This window comes from Mangrovibacillus sp. Mu-81 (assembly GCF_036867415.1).
GTDB lineage: Bacteria > Bacillota > Bacilli > Bacillales > Bacillaceae_B > Rossellomorea.
This window is the reverse complement of record NZ_JBAJHU010000002.1, coordinates 261,915-281,152: the sequence shown is the minus strand read 5'-3', so window position 1 is coordinate 281,152 and position 19,238 is coordinate 261,915. Positions and strand designations below refer to the sequence as shown.

Here is a 19,238-nt window from a genome sequence, read left to right as displayed (position 1 = left end):
ACAAATCCACTGGTAATTTCTACACCCCACTCAAAGCTCATCCAACCTCCAAACTATGCTATGATAGGGTGAATAAATGTGGCGACTTCACAACAGGAGTGATTAGTTTGAACCTATTTTTGACTGGATCCACAGGTTTTCTTGGCGGAAAACTCATCAAGAACCTTTTACAAGATAAACAGAATGAAGTCTTTATTTTAGTGCGGAACATAGAAAAAGCAGAGAACCTCCGCGACTCATTTTCATCGTCCGACCAGCGCAGAATCCATATTTTCCAAGGCGATATTACGTATCCGATGGCCGGTCTGCCGCCGGAAGACATCGAGTGGCTGACAAATAAAATAGATGCCGTCTACCATTTGGCGGCGCTGGTAAAATTCGATCTCGATTTAAGAGACGAATTATTTGCAGCCAACTACGACGGGACGAAACACATTCTCGACCTTGCCAGCCGCTTGCAGGCAAAACATTTCTACTATGTGAGTACAGCATACACAGTCGGGAAACTGACTCACGGGGCAGAGGAACTATATCCTTCAAACGGAGAATTCAACAACCCTTATGAAGAAAGCAAAGTGAAATCCGAGCACCTCGTCTTCTCTTACCGGGACAGGATGAACGTCTCCATCTTCAGACCCGCCATCATAGTGGGGGATTCGAAGACAGGCGAGGCGGATTCCCAGTTCACACTTTACGGTTTCATGCGTGCACTTGCTGTCTTTAAAAGAAAGACAGCAAGGAGAAGCGGGGGAGATCGAACATACCGATTGGTGGCTGCAAAGAACGGCACTTCCAATCTGGTTCCCGTCGATTATGTCGCCGATATCCTGAGCCTGGCACCGCAGAAGGCTGATGCGGATAAAATCTATCATATTACCAATCCGGAACCGCCGACCAACTATGAACTGCTTCAATTGTTAAAGGAAGCACTGGATTTCCATAGCTTGTCTGTCGTGGAACATGCTGATGAGCAGCTGGACGAAGAAGAAATCCGTTTGAACAGCCTTGTCGACGTATTCAAAGACTATCTTGCCGGAAACCTGTCATTCGACGACCGGAATACGCAGGAATTGCTCCGGGGGACTGGCGTTGCTCATCTGGATATGACTGAGGAGATGATCGGAATGATTATTCTGGCGGGGTACGGTGATACTAGAAAAGCAATTTTATAGGGTGGAAAAAAGCAGGTGAATGGTCCTCTGCTTTTTCTTTTTGACTGGTTGAATTAAGTGTAATAAAAATGAATTAACGAACAATAACCGGAAAATCCCGCCATAAGCGAGCTCGATGGCGGGATTTCTTTATGAGATAGTAATTTGAAGGAATAAGAGGCACCAACTGGAGTATGTAGTAAAGAAGTCAAATCAAATCCATCCCCACTCGCCGCTTCACTTTTTGAAGGTCTTTCTAATGTTCCCAATTCTCTTTCACGAGGGTCATGATGTTGTCCTGGCTATTGCGCTGATTTTCATCAACGATGTCCATTTTTGTTTCAAGCTTCTCCATGCGGTTATCAATTTTATCCATACGGCTTCTAATCCATCCATACGGTTCTCCAGCTTGTCCATGCGACCTTCCAGCCTTTCAAATCGTTCATTTACATTTGCCTCAAATGTTGTCAATTGACCTTGTACACTCGTAACTTGATTTTGAACACTTGTCACTTAATCCTGGACTTTTGTCACTTGGTCCTGAACGTTAGCAATTTGATCCTGCAATTCTCTGACTGCCTTTAAAGCCTGTTCCATTATCTTCACCTCCTTATCTTTAATTTGTATCACAGATTTTAGAAGGAAGTCCTCTCACTAAATGGTAAATTTCTTCCTGTTATTTGTATTTTGCGTTGTCATCCCATAAGATTAAATATAAAGTAATACCTCTATTTTTTTGCCTCCAATCATCAATAAACTGACGAAAAAAGCAGGGAAATATGGTACTATAGAAAAATGTAAAAGAGATAATCCCAGCATTAAAATACATAGAGTAAGGAGAATGAACATGAGTAAAACACTAATTTTCGGTCACAAAAATCCTGATACGGATACAATCACTTCAGCCCTGGTTTATGCTGACTTAAAATCAAAGATCGGAATGGACGTTGAGCCTGTCCGCTTGGGGGACGTAAACGGTGAAACGCAATACGCACTGGACTACTTCAAGGTAGAAGCACCGCGTTTAGTCGAAACGGTAGCAAATGAAACGGATACGGTCATTCTTGTCGATCACAATGAACGCCAGCAGAGTGCGGAGGACATTGAAGAGGTCCGCGTCCTTGAAGTCATCGACCACCACCGCATCGCGAACTTCGAAACGGCAGATCCGTTGTACTACCGTGCAGAGCCGGTTGGATGTACGGCAACAATTTTAAATAAGATCTACAAGGAAAAAGGTGTGGACGTAACGAAGGAAATGGCTGGATTGATGCTGTCAGCAATCATCTCCGATTCCCTGTTATTCAAATCACCAACCTGCACAGATGAAGATGTGACAGCAGCAAAGGAACTGGCAGAGATCGCCGGCGTAGACGCCCAGGAATACGGCCTTGAAATGCTGAAAGCCGGTGCGGATATGAGCTCGAAATCAATCGCTGAGCTCGTGACCCTTGATGCCAAGGAATTCTCCATGGGTACGGCGAAAGTGGAAGTTGCTCAAGTGAACGTCGTCGATACGAATGATGTCTTCGGCCGTCAAGCGGAACTGGAAGCTGCGATGGAAACGTTGATCAAGGAAAAAGGACTGGATTTGTTCCTGTTAGTCGTGACGGACATCCTTGAAAACGACTCAAAAGCACTCGCACTTGGAAGCAAAACAGCAGAAGTGGAAAAAGCATTCAATGTGAAGCTTGAAAACAACACAGCATTGTTGAAGGGCGTAGTTTCACGCAAGAAGCAGATCGTGCCTGTGCTGACGGATGCGATGAAGGGATGAATATTTGAAAGGGAGCGGTCTATAGGGCTGCTTCTTTTTTGTTTTTTGGATATACTGCGGGTGGCTGGAGATTTTTGTTGTGCCTGGCACAAACCAATACGATTGTTCCAGACACAATTCTCTTAATTTGTTCCAGGTGCAAATTCCTCAAATGGCACAATCAACTCCGATTGTACCAGGTACAAATCACAAGAAATGTACCTGGTACATGTAAAGATTTCAACCAAAAAAAGAGCACTTCCCAAAAAGAGAAGTGCTGTCAACAGGTATTGTAATTTGTCGTTACGTATATTAAATCATAGATAGAAAATGAGTGGATTTCTGTTCTCGGGCTTTTAAATAGACTGATTGGGTAAGAATCTCTTAAAAAAAGCAGTTTGCTTCAGGAATATTAAAATATTAATATTCTAGCGCGTGGACATTTAGAGCAACCGTTCATGTTTACCATAAAAAAGAGCACTTCCCATAAAGAGAAGTGCCGTCAACAGGTATTGTAATTTGTCGTTAGGTATATTAAAACATAGATTAAAAATACTTGTATTCCGGTTCTGCGTAAGTCAGATACTAAAATGAATGAATTATCGTAAGAAATCAGCCCGTTTTCTGATAAAATATAAATATATTAATATTTTAGGTGCAAGGAGGTTCGCGTAGTGGATTATTCTGTTATAGGTAAAAAAATTAAAGAGTTGAGAAGGGATGTCGGGCTGACACAGGGTGGATTAGCCGAGGGGGTCTGTACTCAGGCGCTTATTAGCAGAATAGAAAAAGGTGATATATATCCAAGCGCGACTGCTCTTTACCAAATATCGAAAAAACTTGGGGTCGATGTCAATTATTTCTTTGAAATAGGTACAACGCCACGATTGGATTATATTAAAGAAGTGGAGAGACAGCTCCGGAAGTTGAGGATTAAGCTGTTTTACGAGGAAATTCTAGAGATTGTTAAAGTAGAAGAGAAAAATCCATTGTTTATTAATGATAACTATAATCGACAGCTACTATTATGGCACCGCGGTATATATGTAAACGAGGTTAATAAAGACAGTGAGAGGGCATTCGCTATTCTGAAAAAAGCATTGATGCTGACTTACGATAAAAAGAAAGTAATGTCGGAGCGAGAAATGTCAATCTCAATCAGTATGGGAATCATCGAATTCAGCCGCAATAATTATGATAAGGCGTTAGAAATTTATGAAGGCGTAAGGAAAGGGATTTACCTTACTTCACAGCTAAGTGATAAAGCGATCAAGACCAGGCTCCTTTATAATATTGCCCGGGTTTTTACCAGAATGGGAAGGTATGAAGAGTCGACAGAACATTGTCAAGAAGCGATTAGATGGATAATTGAAGAGGAACACTTATATGGATTTGCTCAATTGAATTATCATATAGGTTACAATCATGAGTTGCAAGAGCGTTACCAAGAGGCATTGCCTTACCTGGAAAAAGCAGCAATGCTATTTGAGCTGCAATATAATCAAAAGCTGGCTTCATTCATCACCTCAAAGAAGGGAGAATTGATTCTCAAAATAGAAAAAAATTTAAAAAAGAGCACTCCCCACAAAGAGAAGTGCCGTCAACAGGTATTGTAATTTGTCGTTAAATTCATTAAAACATATATTGAAATAACATGTAGTTGACATCTGGGCTCCTGTACAGGGATTTAAGCTGATTTTTCTAAATAATCATCTTGATTTCTGATAAGATATAAATATATTAATATTTTTCAGAAGAGAATATGCAGGGAAGTGAATATGTGGATTACTCTCTAATCGGTAAAAAAATTAAAGAACTCCGCAAGGTTGTCGGATTGACCCAAGGGGAACTGGGTGAGGGTATTTGTACGCAGGCACTGATCAGCCGGATTGAAAAAGGGGATATCTATCCAAATGCTACAGCTCTTTATCAAATTTCGAAAAAGCTTGGGGTGGACGTGAACTATTTCTTTGAAATCGGTATGACACCGCGTCTCGATTATATTCAAGAAGTTGATCGGCAATTAAAGAAGCTGAGGGTCAAGTTGAAATTTGAAGAACTGATGGAGATGGTAAAGGCTGAAGAGAAGAACCCGATATTCATCAAAGACAATGAGAACCTTCAACTTCTTTTGTGGCATAAAGGAATCTACATATTCGAGGTCGAAAAGAAAAGAGAAGAGGCAATTTCAACGTTCTATAAAGCCTTTCATCTGACATATGACCAAAAGAAGGCATTGTCAGAAAGGGAGATGGAAATCCTGCTGAGTATTGGTGCTCTTGAATTTTCAGGGGAAAATTATAATCAATCATTTGACATTTATAACAGGGTGAAAAAGGGATTGAAAACAAATATCAAGCTGAACGATAAATCCATTAAAACCCGTTTGCTTTATAATATCGCCAGAGTGTTGACCCGTCTGGGAAAGTACAGGGAGTCAATCGAACGCTGTGAAGAAGCAATCAAATGGTGTCTTGAAGAAGAACACCTGTATGGACTTGGACAATTGCATTATCATATCGGTTATAATTATGAATTGGAAGAATCCTACGATAAAGCGCTGGAGTACCTGGATCAATCCTTCTTGATTTTTGAAATGCTGAGGGATAAAAAATATTTAACTTATCTGATCAAGAAAAAAGAAGAGATAATAATAAAGAAAGAAATGCAGCCTTCATGACTTGTACATGAAGGTTTTTCACATTCCCCCTTTGAAATATCACATACCGGCAAGATGTCCAACATAAAAATGTATGTATACGCATCAGACAGGGGTGAAGGGATGAGGAGAAGGAAAAATCCACTTCCTCTTTTGCTTATGGGCATCGGCGGCATCATTCTTATTTTCCTCTTTATCAGCGTAATTGGTGGCGGTGGGGAGAGATCTCCGGAGCAGGTCATCGAGGAATTTTATGATTATGAACAGAAGGGAGATTTCGGGAATTCGTGGGAGATGTTTCATTCAGAGATGAAGAAGAAATTTGGAAAATCAAGCTATATCCAAACAAAGAACCATGTGTTCCTCGGTCACATGGGGGTGGACACCTTCGAGGTGGAGGTGGGTAAAATTGAGACATTAAAGAAGTTTCCCTTCAGTAAGGATGGCCCGGTGTTCAAAGATGTGAGGTCGGCCAAGGTGGATTTACTGTTTGAGAGTCAGTTTGGGGAGATGACTATCAGTCAGGTTTGCTATGTTGCACAGGAAAAAGGGGAATGGAAAATTTTATGGAATTACGATTTTTGATTATTTTAAATTTTCAGGTTTTATAACGAAAAGTCAGGGTATGTAGAGAATAATAAGATTATTTTACAAAGGAGGGATAGGCTTTGTCACTATTATACGTGAAAGCTCGGGAAATGTTAGAGCTGGATGCTAAAGTCCAGCAAGTTCAAAACACGAATGTCCGCCAATTCCGTAAACCCAAGCCTGCACCTGTTCGTAAAAAAAGATAATGTCCCTACTATAAACTTCCGGCAGTCTAATTTTATTAGGCTGTTTTTTGTTTGAATGACTGCTGCATAAAAAAGCCAGGCCCGGTATGGACCTGACTTCCCATCATTTATTCCAAATCCTCACCGATAATCCGCACTTCACGCTCAAGCTCCACATCAAACTTCTCCTTCACTGTTTTCTGTACATGCTCGATCAGTGATATATAATCTTTGGCCGATGCATTGTTTTTATTCACAATGAATCCTGCATGCTTGGTGGAAACCTCGGCACCGCCAAAATTCGTACCCTGCAGCTCGCTGTCCTGGATCAGTTTTCCTGCAAAGTAACCCGGAGGACGTTTGAAAACGCTGCCGCAAGAAGGATATTCAAGCGGCTGCTTGGATTCCCTTTTATGTGTCAGATCATCCATGATTGCTTTAATATCATCGTATTCAGCAGGCTTCAAGCTGAAGGTCGCTTCAAGGACGATATCGCCATTTTCCGAAATATTGCTGTGACGGTAATCGAGTTCAAGATCTGCAGCCGTCCTTTTTATCAATTCACCGTGACGGTCCACAACATAGCAGTAGTCGAGTACATCCTTGATTTCCCCGCCGTAAGCCCCGGCATTCATAAACAAGGCGCCGCCGACCGTTCCCGGTATTCCACATGCAAACTCAAGACCGGACAGACGTTCAGCCAGCGCTCTTCTCGACACATCAATGATCGCAGCACCGCTCTGTGCGACGATTTGCTGGTCGTTTGTATTGATTTCATCGAAATTCGCGAGATGAAGAACGATACCGCGGATCCCCCCGTCTTTGACAATCAGGTTCGAACCGTTCCCGAGCAGTGTAAACGGTACGTCCACCTTGTTGGAAAGCTTCACGATATTCTGAACTTCCTCATACGTTGTCGGCGTAAGGAAGAAATCCGCTTTCCCGCCAAGCTTCGTATATAAATGATTTCTAAGCAATTCATCGCGTTTGATATTGTCTTCATGCATTACATTCAATAATTCTTTATAAACCGTTTCCTTATTGTACATTTATGATCAGTCCCATAAAAATATTTTTCTCTGGTTATCCATTCATTCTACCCTCCATTATATGATGAAAACCCATGAAAGTTAAATGGTTTCGGCTGGGAGAGTGAAAACAGCGAAAAAGGTAGTGTTTTAGATGGATTGAAAAAGAACCCCCATAAAGGAGGTTCAGGATGATCATTTAATGAAATCAAATGTTTGGGCAATAGAAGAAATGAAGTTCGTCAAAAAGTTGCCTTTTGATTCCTTCTTTTCCTGTCCCGGATTTGTCGCGTCGCTTTGCTTGAACTTAATGGAATACTTTGCGAAGCCACTGTCTTCTGTGCTGATATACTTATAGGTTCTTGAATCATGGATATACTTCTGAGCCTCAGGAGAAGTCTCGAATACGACATTTATATTTCCCTTGATAGCAGCGAAATTCCAGTTTCCGTCAGCTTCAGGGTTGATCGTTCCTTTTTCCATGATGTAATCGATGATCACATTGCGGTTTTCATCAGGTGACTGGATGATGATGTTCGTTCCGTCGATACCCGGGAAGTGTCCGCCGCCGCTTGCACGGTAGTTATTCGTTGCAACGATAAACTTTTGATCGGGATCGATCGGCTGGCCGTTGTACGTAAGATTTTTGATTCTGTGGGAATTCTCGTTAATGAGTTTGCCATCCGTGTCGTAACGAACGGGTTTCGTGACATCAACTTCATAGTTCACACCGTCAATGACGTCAAAGTTATAGGAACGGAAATCCCCATTTACCAGAGATTGTTCCTCAGAAGTTGAAGTATCGATTTGGTTGAATTGTCCAGCAGACATTTCAAGCCATTCTTTAACCTGGGCTCCATCTATTAACACGGCTTGAAGTGTATTGGGATATAAATAAAGGTCGGCTACGTTTTTAATCGCAAGCTCGCCGGCAGGGATGTCTGTGTAGTAAGAGGCATCGCCACGTGTCCCTGCCTTGAAAGGAGCGCCGGCAGATAACACTGGCAGTCCTTCGTATTCCGTGCCCTTTATGTAATTTTCTACATACCATTTTTGCGCGTTCGTCACGATTTGAATGGAAGGATCATCTTTTACCTGAGCGAAATAACTGTTGATCGGAGCCGTTGTTTTTCCGACTGCGCTTCTTACCCAGTCGATGGTGTGATTGTGGTCGTCTTCAATCGCATCGTACACTTCCTCATCCCGGTTTACTAATGGGTTTCCATCTTTATCAGCGATCGCACGGGTGGAAGACTGGGAGTTGACGACTGACCACTCTCCGTCATTTAGTTCCAGCTCAAGGTCTACTAGTCCAAGGTGGCTTCCCCAATAACCGGGCATGACGGAAGCAACTCCGTTAATCGTTCCTTTATTGACATCGACGCCCTCTAATCCTCCATATGACTCAGAAGGGAAGACACCATGTGAGTGCCCGAAGAGGATTGCATCAATTCCGTCGACTTTTGAAAGGGAAAAAGTAGCATTCTCTTCAATGCCTTCATCTGTTACATTTCCGATTCCCGAGTGAGGGATCGCGACAATGATGTCAGCTCCTTTCTCTTTCATCTCAGGTATGAATGTATTGGCTGTTTCCACTATATCTTTTGCAACAACTTTGCCTTCAAGATTTGCTTTGTCCCACTGCATGATTTGTGGAGGGGTGAAGCCGATGACACCGACTTTAATTATATGGGTTTCACCATCTTCATCGACGACTTCACGGTCAAGAATAGTATATGGGTCAAAGTAGTTCTCATCATCCGCCGGATCGCCATTGCCATCATCTTTATAAACATTGGCATTTACATATGGAAAGTTAGAACCTTTCAAAGAAGTCTCTAGAAAATCCAACCCATAGTTGAACTCATGATTTCCGATATTGGCAGCATCATAATCAAGCAGATTCATAGCCTTATAAACGGGGTGAGTCTCGCCATCTTGAAGTGGGTCAACCTTTGCAATGTAATCACCCAATGGGTTCCCCTGAATCAGATCACCGTTATCGAATAATAGGCTGTTAGTTACTTCTTGACGGGCATTTTTTATAAGAGTGGCTGTTTTCACAAGACCATAGCTGTTTGTTTCTTTATCTTGATAGTAATCATAATTAGCAAGGTTTACATGGATATCTGTTGTTTCTAAAATACGAAGCTTGACCAGATCCTGATCCATTACATCAGCATACGTAATGGAAGGAGCGGCTTGAGGGATGAGAAGTCCCAGGGCTAAAGCAGTTACGGCTACTGTTTTCTTGTTTTTCTTCAACATGATCTCCCCTAAATTATGTATTTAATTGCAAACACTTACATAGTAGCACTTAAATGTAAAAATAGAATGGTTGAATAGTAGTGTTTTTCTGAAAAGTGTAAAGGTTTCGTGAAGTGTGATACCAAAAGAAATAAGGGGTTACTTTTCACGGGAAAATAAGATAGGATAATACTATTAAAATTATGTTATAACATCTAATTATCTATTAAATTGCACAAGTACTTCATATATTAATGAAGGAAGAGGGGAGGAAACAATATGGCTCGATTATATATGGCGCTGATTGGACTCAGCCTGATCTGGGGGATGTCCTTTGTATTTATAAAATGGCTGGTCGAGCCTGCCGGGGTCTGGGGAACGGTCTTCCTGCGCTGTATCGCCGGGGCGCTCGTCCTGCTTCCGATTTTTTTCATGCAGAGGCGAAAAGGGGAGAAGAAGCCACTTCCGATTTGGAAGCTGATTGTGGTCGGCATCGGGAACGCGGCACTTCCGTGGACGCTGATCGCGTTGAGTGAAACTCAGATTAACAGTAATACAGCGTCGATCTTGAATGCGACGACCCCGATCTGGACCGGTCTCATCGGGTTTCTGTTGTTTTCTGTCGTATTGACGAGTTTTCAATGGATCGGCATATTGGTCGGTTTCCTTGGGATTTTAGTTTTGATGAATTTTGAAGTGAGCGGCATATTCACTTCTGATTTCGTCGGGGTGGGGACGATGATCCTGGCGACCATGAGCTATGCATTTTCTTCCCATTTTGCGAAAAAATATCTGGCGGGAACAACTGTCGTCACAATATCCACGTTCCAATTGCTGATTGGGGCTGCGATCGGACTGATCGGTACGCTTGTGACCCAGCAGATTTCAATCGGCAGCCTGATGTCAGTCGAGGTTCTGCTTGGCATCATCGGACTGGGCTGCTTCGGTTCAGGAATCGCCACGCTTCTGTATTTTTACATCATGACGAAAGGCAGCCCGGAGTTCGCGTCTACCGTCACCTATTTAATACCGGGGACGGCGATGATCTGGGGGTTGGTGCTGCTGGGAGAGCCTGTAACGCATAATCTTCTGCTTGGACTTCTCATCATTTTTGCAGGTGTGTTTTTATCATCGAGAAAATCGAAAAAGACCGTTTCATCTCTTACCGTGGGGACACGTTGAAGATTTAAACAAACGTTTGATTAAGAATGGGAAACCTTGTAGATACAGGGTTTCCAGAGGTTAAACAAACGTTTGATTAAATTCGTCAATAGCTACCCAAACGCATCTACTTTTAGTATAATGGTACTAGAAAAGCGATACTCACTCCTCAGCAATTTCATCCACTATCTGCTAAACTATAATTTCTACATATATTAACTAATTGTACATTGACTCGATGAACTTCCATCCATGCTTGGGACCCATTGTTACTTTCCGTTCTTTAACAGCTCCATCCAGAATATTTCCAAATAAGTGTAATTCCTCTAAATTCCAACTGCGGTCGATAAATTATCGTAAAATATGATATGTACAATTGATTATCATGGAGGTAAAGAAATAAGTGAATAACTATACGTCAACTGGTATTGAAGGTCTGGATACGATTTTAAATGGCGGATTTCCTGTTGGTTCCACCGTCTTGCTTGACGGAGCTCCGGGAACAGGGAAGACGATCTTAGGTATGCAGTTTTTGTATGAGGGCGCCAACCTTCACAATGAGAACGGCATCTATATCACGTTTGAAGAATTCCCCGATCAAATTTATAAAGATATGAAATCGTTCGGCTGGGATCTCAAAGCGCTTGAAAAAGAAAGTAAGCTGCGCGTTGTTTGCATGTCACCGGAAATCTTGGTGGAACAGATGAAGCATCCGAACGGACTGTTTGACCAGCTAGTGAAAGAAATCAATTGCAAGCGCGTCGTGATTGACAGTTTGAATTTATTTCATTTTGGGATTAACGATCAGGTTGAGAAACGGAAAATCATCTATACACTAAGAAACATCCTGCGAAAATATAATTTAACGACTCTCTTAATTCATGAGCAGACGTCCTTACATAAAGAAGAAATCCCGTTTGTGAGCTATGTGGTCGACGGCGTCATCCGGCTTTCCCTGCAGGCTCATATTGAAATTTACAGAAAGCGGACCCTGGAAGTACTTAAGATGAGGGGATGCAGGATTATAGAAGGTGAACATATTTACCGTTTAAATGAGTCTGGTGTTTATTTGATACCGGCTCTTTCGATGCTTGAAGATATTATGATCACTGAGGACCAGAAAGCATTGACGACCGGCATTCCTTCGCTGGATCGGTTAGTGTGCGGGGGTATTCCTAAAGGGTCCACGTTCATACTGGATACGAACAGTAAAGCGAATTATAAATACTTGACTGCTTCCATAGGAGCGAGCAGGATCAATGCAGGTGAAAACTGCATCTTCCTGATGTCGAGCTTGACGACCATTTCTGAAGTGGAGGATCTATACAAACTGTACGGAATTGATATGAAGGAATTAGTCAGACTGAAGAAAATTTATTTCTTCGAACATTACAACAGACCGGTCCCTGAAGGCTATGAATCCGCCGTCATTCATGTGAATCATTTAAACGATGATGAGTTTAAAGGTTTCATCAAAGAAAAAATGGCTCCAATCATCATTGAAAGTCTTGAAAGAGGGGAAAACTGGTTTGTTTACTATGATCTGAACACGCTCGTGTCGCAAAGAGGCAAGGAGTTTATGAACAGCTTTTTTGCAGAAGAAGTAGCACATACAAGTGCTGCGGGCATCTCGATGCTTGCACTGTGTAACTTTAAAGAAATGGGCATAGAAACGGCAAGTTTCTTAGAAAGAACAAGTAATGGTGTTTTCCAGACGTGGGTGGATGGAAATTATCAATACTTCCAAGTGAATAAGTCTCCTTATGGAAATATGTCACATCCTTTAATTGTTGAAAACATTCATTCAAAGCCTTATATAAGGCTTGTCTAGGAGGAGACCTAAAATGGTGTCTTTTGAATTAAATTCATTGCAAATAGAATGTACTCTGTTTTTTCAGGAAAATCCGTATACGTTTGAGACATTGGAAGGGCTGGCGGTACGATTAGGCCGTAACCTTGAGGATTTGCGCCCCGTTCTCGACGCCCTCGTCGAGAATACAATCCTTGAAGTAATCGGCACTGGTGCACAGTCCATTTACCGGTATATACAGCCCGTTTGGGTTGATATAAATGAGGGCTCTGCATGGAACGGAATGTAGCATTTCTGCAGGATATCCAGGAAGCATATGCAAGTCTGGCAAATCTGACGATGGTCTTAATCGATCAAGAGGGGAAACGGGTGACCGATATTTCTTTCAGGGACGATTTTTCAAAGATGATCTTTGCGAGACATAAGGCAAGGGAAGCAGTCGTTAAAGCAATGGAACCGTTGGGAACGATAAAAACGGCTATGCTCTTGGATTCGATCTCAGGGGCCAAGTACATTCTTTCACCTATCAATGTGAATAACAAGCTGACGTATTATTTGTTTGCAGGATATATTTTCGAAGAGTCTTCAAGAAATTTCGTTCAAGTTAATATGGAAACACTTATAGAAGAGCCATTAAAAGTTGCGAATGCACTGGAGGCTGTTTCTGAAAACACGGATGAAGAAAAACACGAAAAGATGGAATTGGTCAAAAAAGCATCAGACATCATGTCAGATTATTTGACTTTGCATGATGAGAAGTCAAGGAACAATAAGAAATTCGGGGTTATCCAGCAAAGTCTTGAATTAATCAGGCAGGACGGTGTCATCGCGGATACATTGGTAAAGGACATCCTCTCAACGAACAGCAATATCGACTTTATCGGACTTGCACTGGAAGGCAAGGAAGGAAACGGAGATTATTGTGTAGAGTACATTGAAGGGTTAAATACGGAATGGATGAGAGATCATGCGTTTGTCCTGGGAGAAGGGTTCCTTGGTCATACTATTGCCATCGAACAATTTCAGTTTTGGAAAAACGCATCCATGGATCCCAGGTACCTCCTTTTTAAAAAATTCGGGATGAAAATAAAAAGTCTGTTCTGCATACCAGTCTTTGGCGATCATCAGGTAAAAGGTGCCTATTTCGGAGGAAGTTATGAAAACGAGCTTGAAGAGAAGGGATCACGTGAGCACGCCAAATTGAATGCCTCTATCTTGAGTATTGTCTTGACTACGAAAAATTTGCGTACAGATCTTCAAAATCATTTAATGGAGCTGTCGACGTTCAATGAAATTTTCAGGGTCATTACCTCAGTTGAAGACATAAAACGTGTTCTCTATATCCTTGTGGACATCAGTATCAACGTCATTCGAGGTCCATTTGCATGCATCGTTTCAAAACCGATAGATCACAACTCGAAAGTGGAAATCGTTTCGAGAGGTCTTACAGCAGAAAAAATCAATGATTATGGAAGCGATGTAGCATACAGGGTGTCCAATCAGAGAACGGATCATCTGGACGTTTCCCAACCTGAGGTTAACCAGACAAGCTGGGGGGAAAAGGTACTTGAATTTCCATTGGTCTTTAATGATCATTTCTATGGTGTCCTATGCGTAGGATGTCACCCTAAGAGTAATCAGGAAAACTATGAATCTTTCTTATCCAGCTTGGCTGTGGCTGGCAGCATATCGATGCATCTTCATAAAAATGATCGAAGCTCCGTTTCGTCGGAATATGTGTTTACGATGCTGCAGTCGATTCTATCCCAACTCGGCCCGGAAAAACATACACGGACCATGCGGATAAGAGAAATAGCCGAGGGCTTTACGAACCGATATTACAAAGATCAGCAAAAAATCCTTTCGCAAGCAAGTCTGTTAGTTGAATACAATAGCGAGATTGTGGAAGAGGTTGTAAGGGATGCTTCAATCAAGTCTGCTTTGATCGAATTCTATAAGCGAAATGACCAAACAAGTATAACGAACAAAGGCAGTGAAATTCTTTCTCTCATCCATGCCTATGTGGAACAAGGAGAGAACATTAATGTGCTTGGTGACTTACCGCATATTTCCGATGAACTTAAGAATCAATTCTTCGAATACGTCAGCCATCAGGACGTTGTGGTAAGTCAAATTTCACTATCCAGGCATGAGAGTGGCGGCTTGCCTATAATGAAAAGAGTAGATGCAAAAGACCTTAAAGAGATTACCCAGCTGTCCGTTCGGGAAATCGATGTACTGAATCTGGTGTTAAAAGGGCATAGTAATATGGAAATAGCCTCGGAATTATTCATAAGTGATCATACCGTCAAAAATCATATGACAAAGATTCTTCAAAAGCTTGGAGTTACAGACCGCTCACAAGCGATCGCTAAAGTATATAAGCTAGGATATTCTCCTGCCGAAGACTAAAGATCCCGTGTAAAGCGGGTTCTTTTTTTTGTGACTATTCTCTAAATCTTAATAGGAAATGGTTCCTATTTTTACCGTTGGAGGAATTCGCTGTATAGGAAGCATTAGACAAATTGTCAGTTTGCCCCATTGCAACAAGGGTTCAATGGAGTTCCCATTCCTTGCTAAGCTACTTCATCAGAGGAGAAAAATCTAAATTCAATGTGATGAATGACATTTGTAGGATAATAGTCCTTGTATTCGTATATATAATCCATACAAAAATAAGAATCAAAGGTGATATACGCAAAACCGACATTAAGTGACAATAGTAGTAATCATAAAATCACTTTCACCTGAAAGGAAAGAGTACATGCACAGTGCCGTCAAGAAAGGTATTGTTGTCCAGTGAATACTCATCTGGAGTCATTACTTGCTTCTAAACTCATGCTGCTATTCATTCAAATGAATTCAATACACGATATGGAATTAAAAAAACTGCTTCCTCAGCTGGAGGAAGAAACCACAAGAAAAGAAATAATCAATCAACTAATAGAGATGGAATTCCTGATTATCGATGAAACAATTTTCTGTTATCAGTATAAAAGACCCAGCATCACGATCATCACCTTACCCCATGGCGTAAAAGATTAATGTAAAATCTATTTAACATATTTAAACGACACTGTAATTCGGAGGGATGAAGATGAAAAATTTCATAACGATTCAAAAAGGAGAAAAAATCGAGAAAATAAATAAAAGCAATTACTATAAACAGTTATTCGAAAATTTCCCTGATGCTTTATTCCTCCTGGATGAAGAAGGTTACTTTGTAGACATAAATCCGGGACTTGAGATTCTTACTGGTGCGGATAGAGATCAATTATTGTACTCTCATTTCTCTTCATACATATATCATGAAGATCTGCCTCTAGTAAAAGGATACTTTCAAGGAGCGTTGATGGGGGAGATCCAGAATCGAGAATTCCGCATAGTGAGAATGGATGGTACAATCCGGTATGTTTCGATCACGATGGTCGCTGCTAAGTATGAGACCGAGGTGATCGGCGCGTATGGAACAGCCAAGGATATAACGGATAATAAGGAGCTTGAGCAGGTTGTCAGGAGAAACAACTCGAAATTCGAATCACTCCTGCAGCATTCTGTCGATGTGTTTGCCTTATTGGATGCAAACGGGATCATCACCTACGAGAGCCCATCCATCTGCAACGTTCTTGGATATGAAGTAGATGAAGTCATCGGGACCAGCTGTTTTGATTATATGACTGAGAAAGATGCAGAGAAGGCAAAGCGGCTGCTTGGGGAACTCCTTCAGAATCCGAATGGGATGGTAAAAGAAGAATTTCAGATGATTGCACGTGACGGGCGGATCGTTCATTGTGAGGCGAATGTAACGAATTTGCTCGAAGATGAAAATGTAAGAGGGATCGTCGTTAACTACCGAGACATCTCGGATCGCAAAAAATATGAGCAGGACATCATGCACCGTGCATTTCATGATTACCTGACCGGCCTGCCCAACCGTTACAAAATGGAAAACCGTCTGCAGGAAGAAATAGACCACGCCGGTTTTTTGAATGAAAAGCTTGCCGTGCTGTTCATCGATCTTGATCGTTTCAAAATTGTGAATGATAGCATGGGCCACCATATCGGGGACCTCCTCTTGAAACAAGTTGCTTTACGGTTAAAAGAAATATCCAGTTCAGAAAACCTTCTCTTCAGACAAAGCGGTGACGAATTCATCATGATTTTGCCGAATGCGAATATCCATACGACGGAAGAAGCCGCGAAAGCTATACAGGAAACATTGGCAGCTCCCTTTATGATCAATCATTATGAACTCTATTGTTCGCCAAGTATTGGAATCAGTCTTTTTCCTGAAGACGGAAAAACAGTGGACGAACTGATTAAACACGCAGACTTTGCCATGTATCAGGCAAAAAAAAGCGTAAACAAAACGTTTCAATTCTTTTCATCATCACAGTTGGATGAGAAAGTGAATCCACTGAAGATGGAAATTGAACTTCATAAAGCTCTGGACCGCCGAGAACTAGTTTTGTATTACCAGCCGAAACTCAGCCTGAAGACAGGGATGATCCTCGGATTTGAAGCGCTGATGAGGTGGGACCACAAAGAATGGGGCATGATTTCACCTGGAACATTCATTCCGATCGCGGAAGACTCCGGACTCATCATCCCGATCGGTGAATGGGCCTTATACGAAGCCTGCCGGCAGAATATGGAGTGGCATAAACAAGGGATGAAGACGACAGTATCCGTCAATTTGTCCCCGAGGCAATTCTCCCAGACCAATTTGGTCAAAATCGTTGAGAATGTCCTCATAAATACCGGGTTACCTGCAAAATATTTGGAACTTGAAATCACGGAAAGCATGACGGCCGATTTAAACCGCGCAATCAAAACGCTTCAGAAACTGAAAATGTTAGGGGTTAAGATCAGCATCGATGATTTCGGAACAGGTTTCAGTTCGTTAAACTATTTAAAACGTTTTCCGGTGGATACATTGAAAATCGATCAATCGTTTGTCAGGGAGCTTCACAACCATCCGAACGATGAAACGATCGTCAAGACGATTATTTCCATGGCCCACCACTTGAATCTAAATGTTGTAGCGGAAGGAATCGAGACACAGGAGCAACTGGTATTCTTGCAGCAGCATCTTTGCGATGAGGGGCAGGGTTTCTTATTCTGCAGACCGCTTCCACCAACTGAACTGCAAGGAATGATGGAAGAAGTCCAGCAGATTGTCAAGAAGAGCGGAATCTCCCAGGAACTGAATGAACGGATGTGGGCAGAAGAACTCGTCCTCGAAGCAAGAAGGGAATTGCACGAAACAATCCGCCTCCAGGAGGGGCTGACCCTTAAATACAAAAAAGTCGGCGACCGTTATGTCCATACATTCTGTGAAGGGGAGCTTTTATACCGATTCGGCATGATACCGGACCAAGTCGTCGGGAAGGATCTGTTTGAGATCCTGGATGAAAAGGAAGCTACGAGAAAACACGCTCATTATGCAAAAGCGTGGGAAGGCGAAGAGAATGTCTCCTATGAAGGTATCATCAATGATGTTCACTATGTGGCAAAGCTCAGGGCCATTAAAAGAGGTGGAATCGTCGAAGAGGTCATCTGTTCCTGTATCGATATGACTGAGCAAAAGAAAGTAGAAGAAGCTTTGCGCGAGAGTGAACAAAAGTACAAGCTGATCGCTGAGAATATGTCTGACTTGATCAGCGTCATTGACGTGGAAGGCAATCTGCTCTATGCCTCTCCCTCTCATGAATCTGTACTAGGTTATCGGGCCAGCAAGATGCCGGAAATGCTGAACGTATTCCACTACCTTCATCCAGAAGACCAGCCTTATGTGTTTGAAAACCTCACGTATATTCTTGCACATAAGAAGCCGATCCAGGTCGAATTCCGCTATGGCCATGCCAATGGTGAATGGATGCTGCTTGAAACTTCCGTTACACCTATAATGGGGGCAGATGGAGAAGTCGATCAGATTGTGGCGGTAGGCAGGGATATAACCGAAAAAAAGAAAGCAGAGAAACTTCTTTGGGACTCCGAAAAACTCTCTGTAGTTGGAGAACTGGCAGCTGGAGTGGCGCATGAAATCAGGAACCCCATTACTTCCATAAGGGGATTCATCCAACTGTTTCAGCAGGGGCTGATTAAGGAAGATTATTTCTGTGTTATTTTCGAAGAATTCGAGCGGATTGAAGAAATTGTTGCGGAGTTTCTGTCTCTTGCAAAACCACAGCCAATCCACCTGAAAGTGACAGACCCACAAACGCTCATTAAAGAGGTCATTACTTTATTGTCTTCGGAAGCCAATCTTATGAATGTGCAGATAGAAGTGGATGTGAAAGAGGATGTCGGTCATCTGAACTGTGACCTGAACCAGATTAAACAAGTGTTGATAAACTTAGTGAAGAACAGTATCGAGGCATTGCCAAATGGGGGGCTCATTAAGGTGTTGGCCAGCAGATCAGCAGGAAACATCGTTTTCAGGGTTATCGATAATGGGATTGGGATTTGTAAGGATCGAATCGAAAAGCTTGGTGAACCTTTTTATAGCAACAAGGAAAAAGGGACGGGATTGGGACTGATGCTCTGCTTCCGCATCATCAAACAGCATAAAGGGAGCATCGAAATCGAAAGCGAAGAGAACATCGGTACCTCTGTAAAAATCGTTCTGCCAGCTTTGTAGAATTCCTGAT

14 protein-coding genes are annotated in these 19,238 nt (G+C 42.1%); 12 read left to right on the top strand and 2 right to left on the bottom strand.

The features are described from left to right. Positions 1-107: 107 nt before the first annotated feature. The 6 genes from V6B33_RS05100 to V6B33_RS05075 all read left to right on the top strand — a co-directional run bounded on the left by V6B33_RS05100 (position 108) and on the right by V6B33_RS05075 (position 6,360). A complete protein-coding gene (locus V6B33_RS05100; protein ID WP_334216668.1) occupies positions 108-1,172 on the top strand; it encodes an SDR family oxidoreductase in 1,065 nt (354 codons plus the stop codon). An 826-nt stretch (positions 1,173-1,998) separates the two neighbouring features. Further along, entirely contained in the window at positions 1,999-2,928 is a 930-nt protein-coding gene (locus V6B33_RS05095; RefSeq protein ID WP_334216667.1) for a manganese-dependent inorganic pyrophosphatase, read from the top strand. A 653-nt stretch (positions 2,929-3,581) separates the two neighbouring features. After that, complete coding sequence (locus V6B33_RS05090; protein ID WP_334216666.1) at positions 3,582-4,523, top strand: helix-turn-helix transcriptional regulator; 942 nt, start codon at positions 3,582-3,584, stop codon at positions 4,521-4,523. A gap of 164 nt (positions 4,524-4,687) precedes the next feature. After that, positions 4,688-5,587: a helix-turn-helix domain-containing protein gene (locus tag V6B33_RS05085; RefSeq protein WP_334216665.1), complete on the top strand. Its 900-nt coding sequence runs from the start codon at positions 4,688-4,690 to the stop codon at positions 5,585-5,587. A 102-nt stretch (positions 5,588-5,689) separates the two neighbouring features. Continuing rightward, the gene (locus V6B33_RS05080) at positions 5,690-6,151 is read left to right on the top strand and encodes a hypothetical protein (RefSeq protein ID WP_334216664.1); all 462 of its coding nucleotides are present in this window, start codon (positions 5,690-5,692) and stop codon (positions 6,149-6,151) included. 83 nt (positions 6,152-6,234) lie between these two features. Then, entirely contained in the window at positions 6,235-6,360 is a 126-nt protein-coding gene (locus V6B33_RS05075) for a hypothetical protein (protein ID WP_334216663.1), read from the top strand. 107 nt (positions 6,361-6,467) lie between these two features. On the opposite strand, the gene murB is transcribed toward V6B33_RS05075, so the two are convergent. Together murB and V6B33_RS05065 are read right to left on the bottom strand one after the other, a co-directional pair. Beyond that, positions 6,468-7,388 (bottom strand): UDP-N-acetylmuramate dehydrogenase, encoded by a 921-nt coding sequence (murB, locus tag V6B33_RS05070; protein ID WP_334216662.1) that lies wholly within the window; start codon positions 7,386-7,388, stop codon positions 6,468-6,470. Positions 7,389-7,562: 174 nt separating this feature from the next. After that, the gene (locus V6B33_RS05065) at positions 7,563-9,635 is read right to left on the bottom strand and encodes a bifunctional 2',3'-cyclic-nucleotide 2'-phosphodiesterase/3'-nucleotidase (RefSeq protein WP_334216661.1); all 2,073 of its coding nucleotides are present in this window, start codon (positions 9,633-9,635) and stop codon (positions 7,563-7,565) included. Between the two features lie 258 nt (positions 9,636-9,893). Between V6B33_RS05065 and V6B33_RS05060 the strand changes: the two genes are divergently transcribed. The 6 genes from V6B33_RS05060 to V6B33_RS05035 all read left to right on the top strand — a co-directional run bounded on the left by V6B33_RS05060 (position 9,894) and on the right by V6B33_RS05035 (position 19,228). Beyond that, complete coding sequence (locus V6B33_RS05060) at positions 9,894-10,796, top strand: DMT family transporter (RefSeq protein WP_334216660.1); 903 nt, start codon at positions 9,894-9,896, stop codon at positions 10,794-10,796. Between the two features lie 382 nt (positions 10,797-11,178). Continuing rightward, complete coding sequence (locus V6B33_RS05055) at positions 11,179-12,606, top strand: ATPase domain-containing protein (RefSeq protein ID WP_334216659.1); 1,428 nt, start codon at positions 11,179-11,181, stop codon at positions 12,604-12,606. Between the two features lie 13 nt (positions 12,607-12,619). Next, entirely contained in the window at positions 12,620-12,874 is a 255-nt protein-coding gene (locus V6B33_RS05050; RefSeq protein ID WP_334216658.1) for a hypothetical protein, read from the top strand. Further along, complete coding sequence (locus V6B33_RS05045; RefSeq protein ID WP_334216657.1) at positions 12,859-14,997, top strand: LuxR C-terminal-related transcriptional regulator; 2,139 nt, start codon at positions 12,859-12,861, stop codon at positions 14,995-14,997. The genes V6B33_RS05050 and V6B33_RS05045 overlap by 16 nt, the downstream gene beginning before the upstream one ends. 387 nt (positions 14,998-15,384) lie before the next feature. Next, the gene (locus V6B33_RS05040) at positions 15,385-15,630 is read left to right on the top strand and encodes a hypothetical protein (protein WP_334216656.1); all 246 of its coding nucleotides are present in this window, start codon (positions 15,385-15,387) and stop codon (positions 15,628-15,630) included. 52 nt (positions 15,631-15,682) lie between these two features. After that, positions 15,683-19,228 (top strand): EAL domain-containing protein, encoded by a 3,546-nt coding sequence (locus V6B33_RS05035; protein ID WP_334216655.1) that lies wholly within the window; start codon positions 15,683-15,685, stop codon positions 19,226-19,228. The last annotated feature ends 10 nt before the right edge of the window (positions 19,229-19,238 follow it).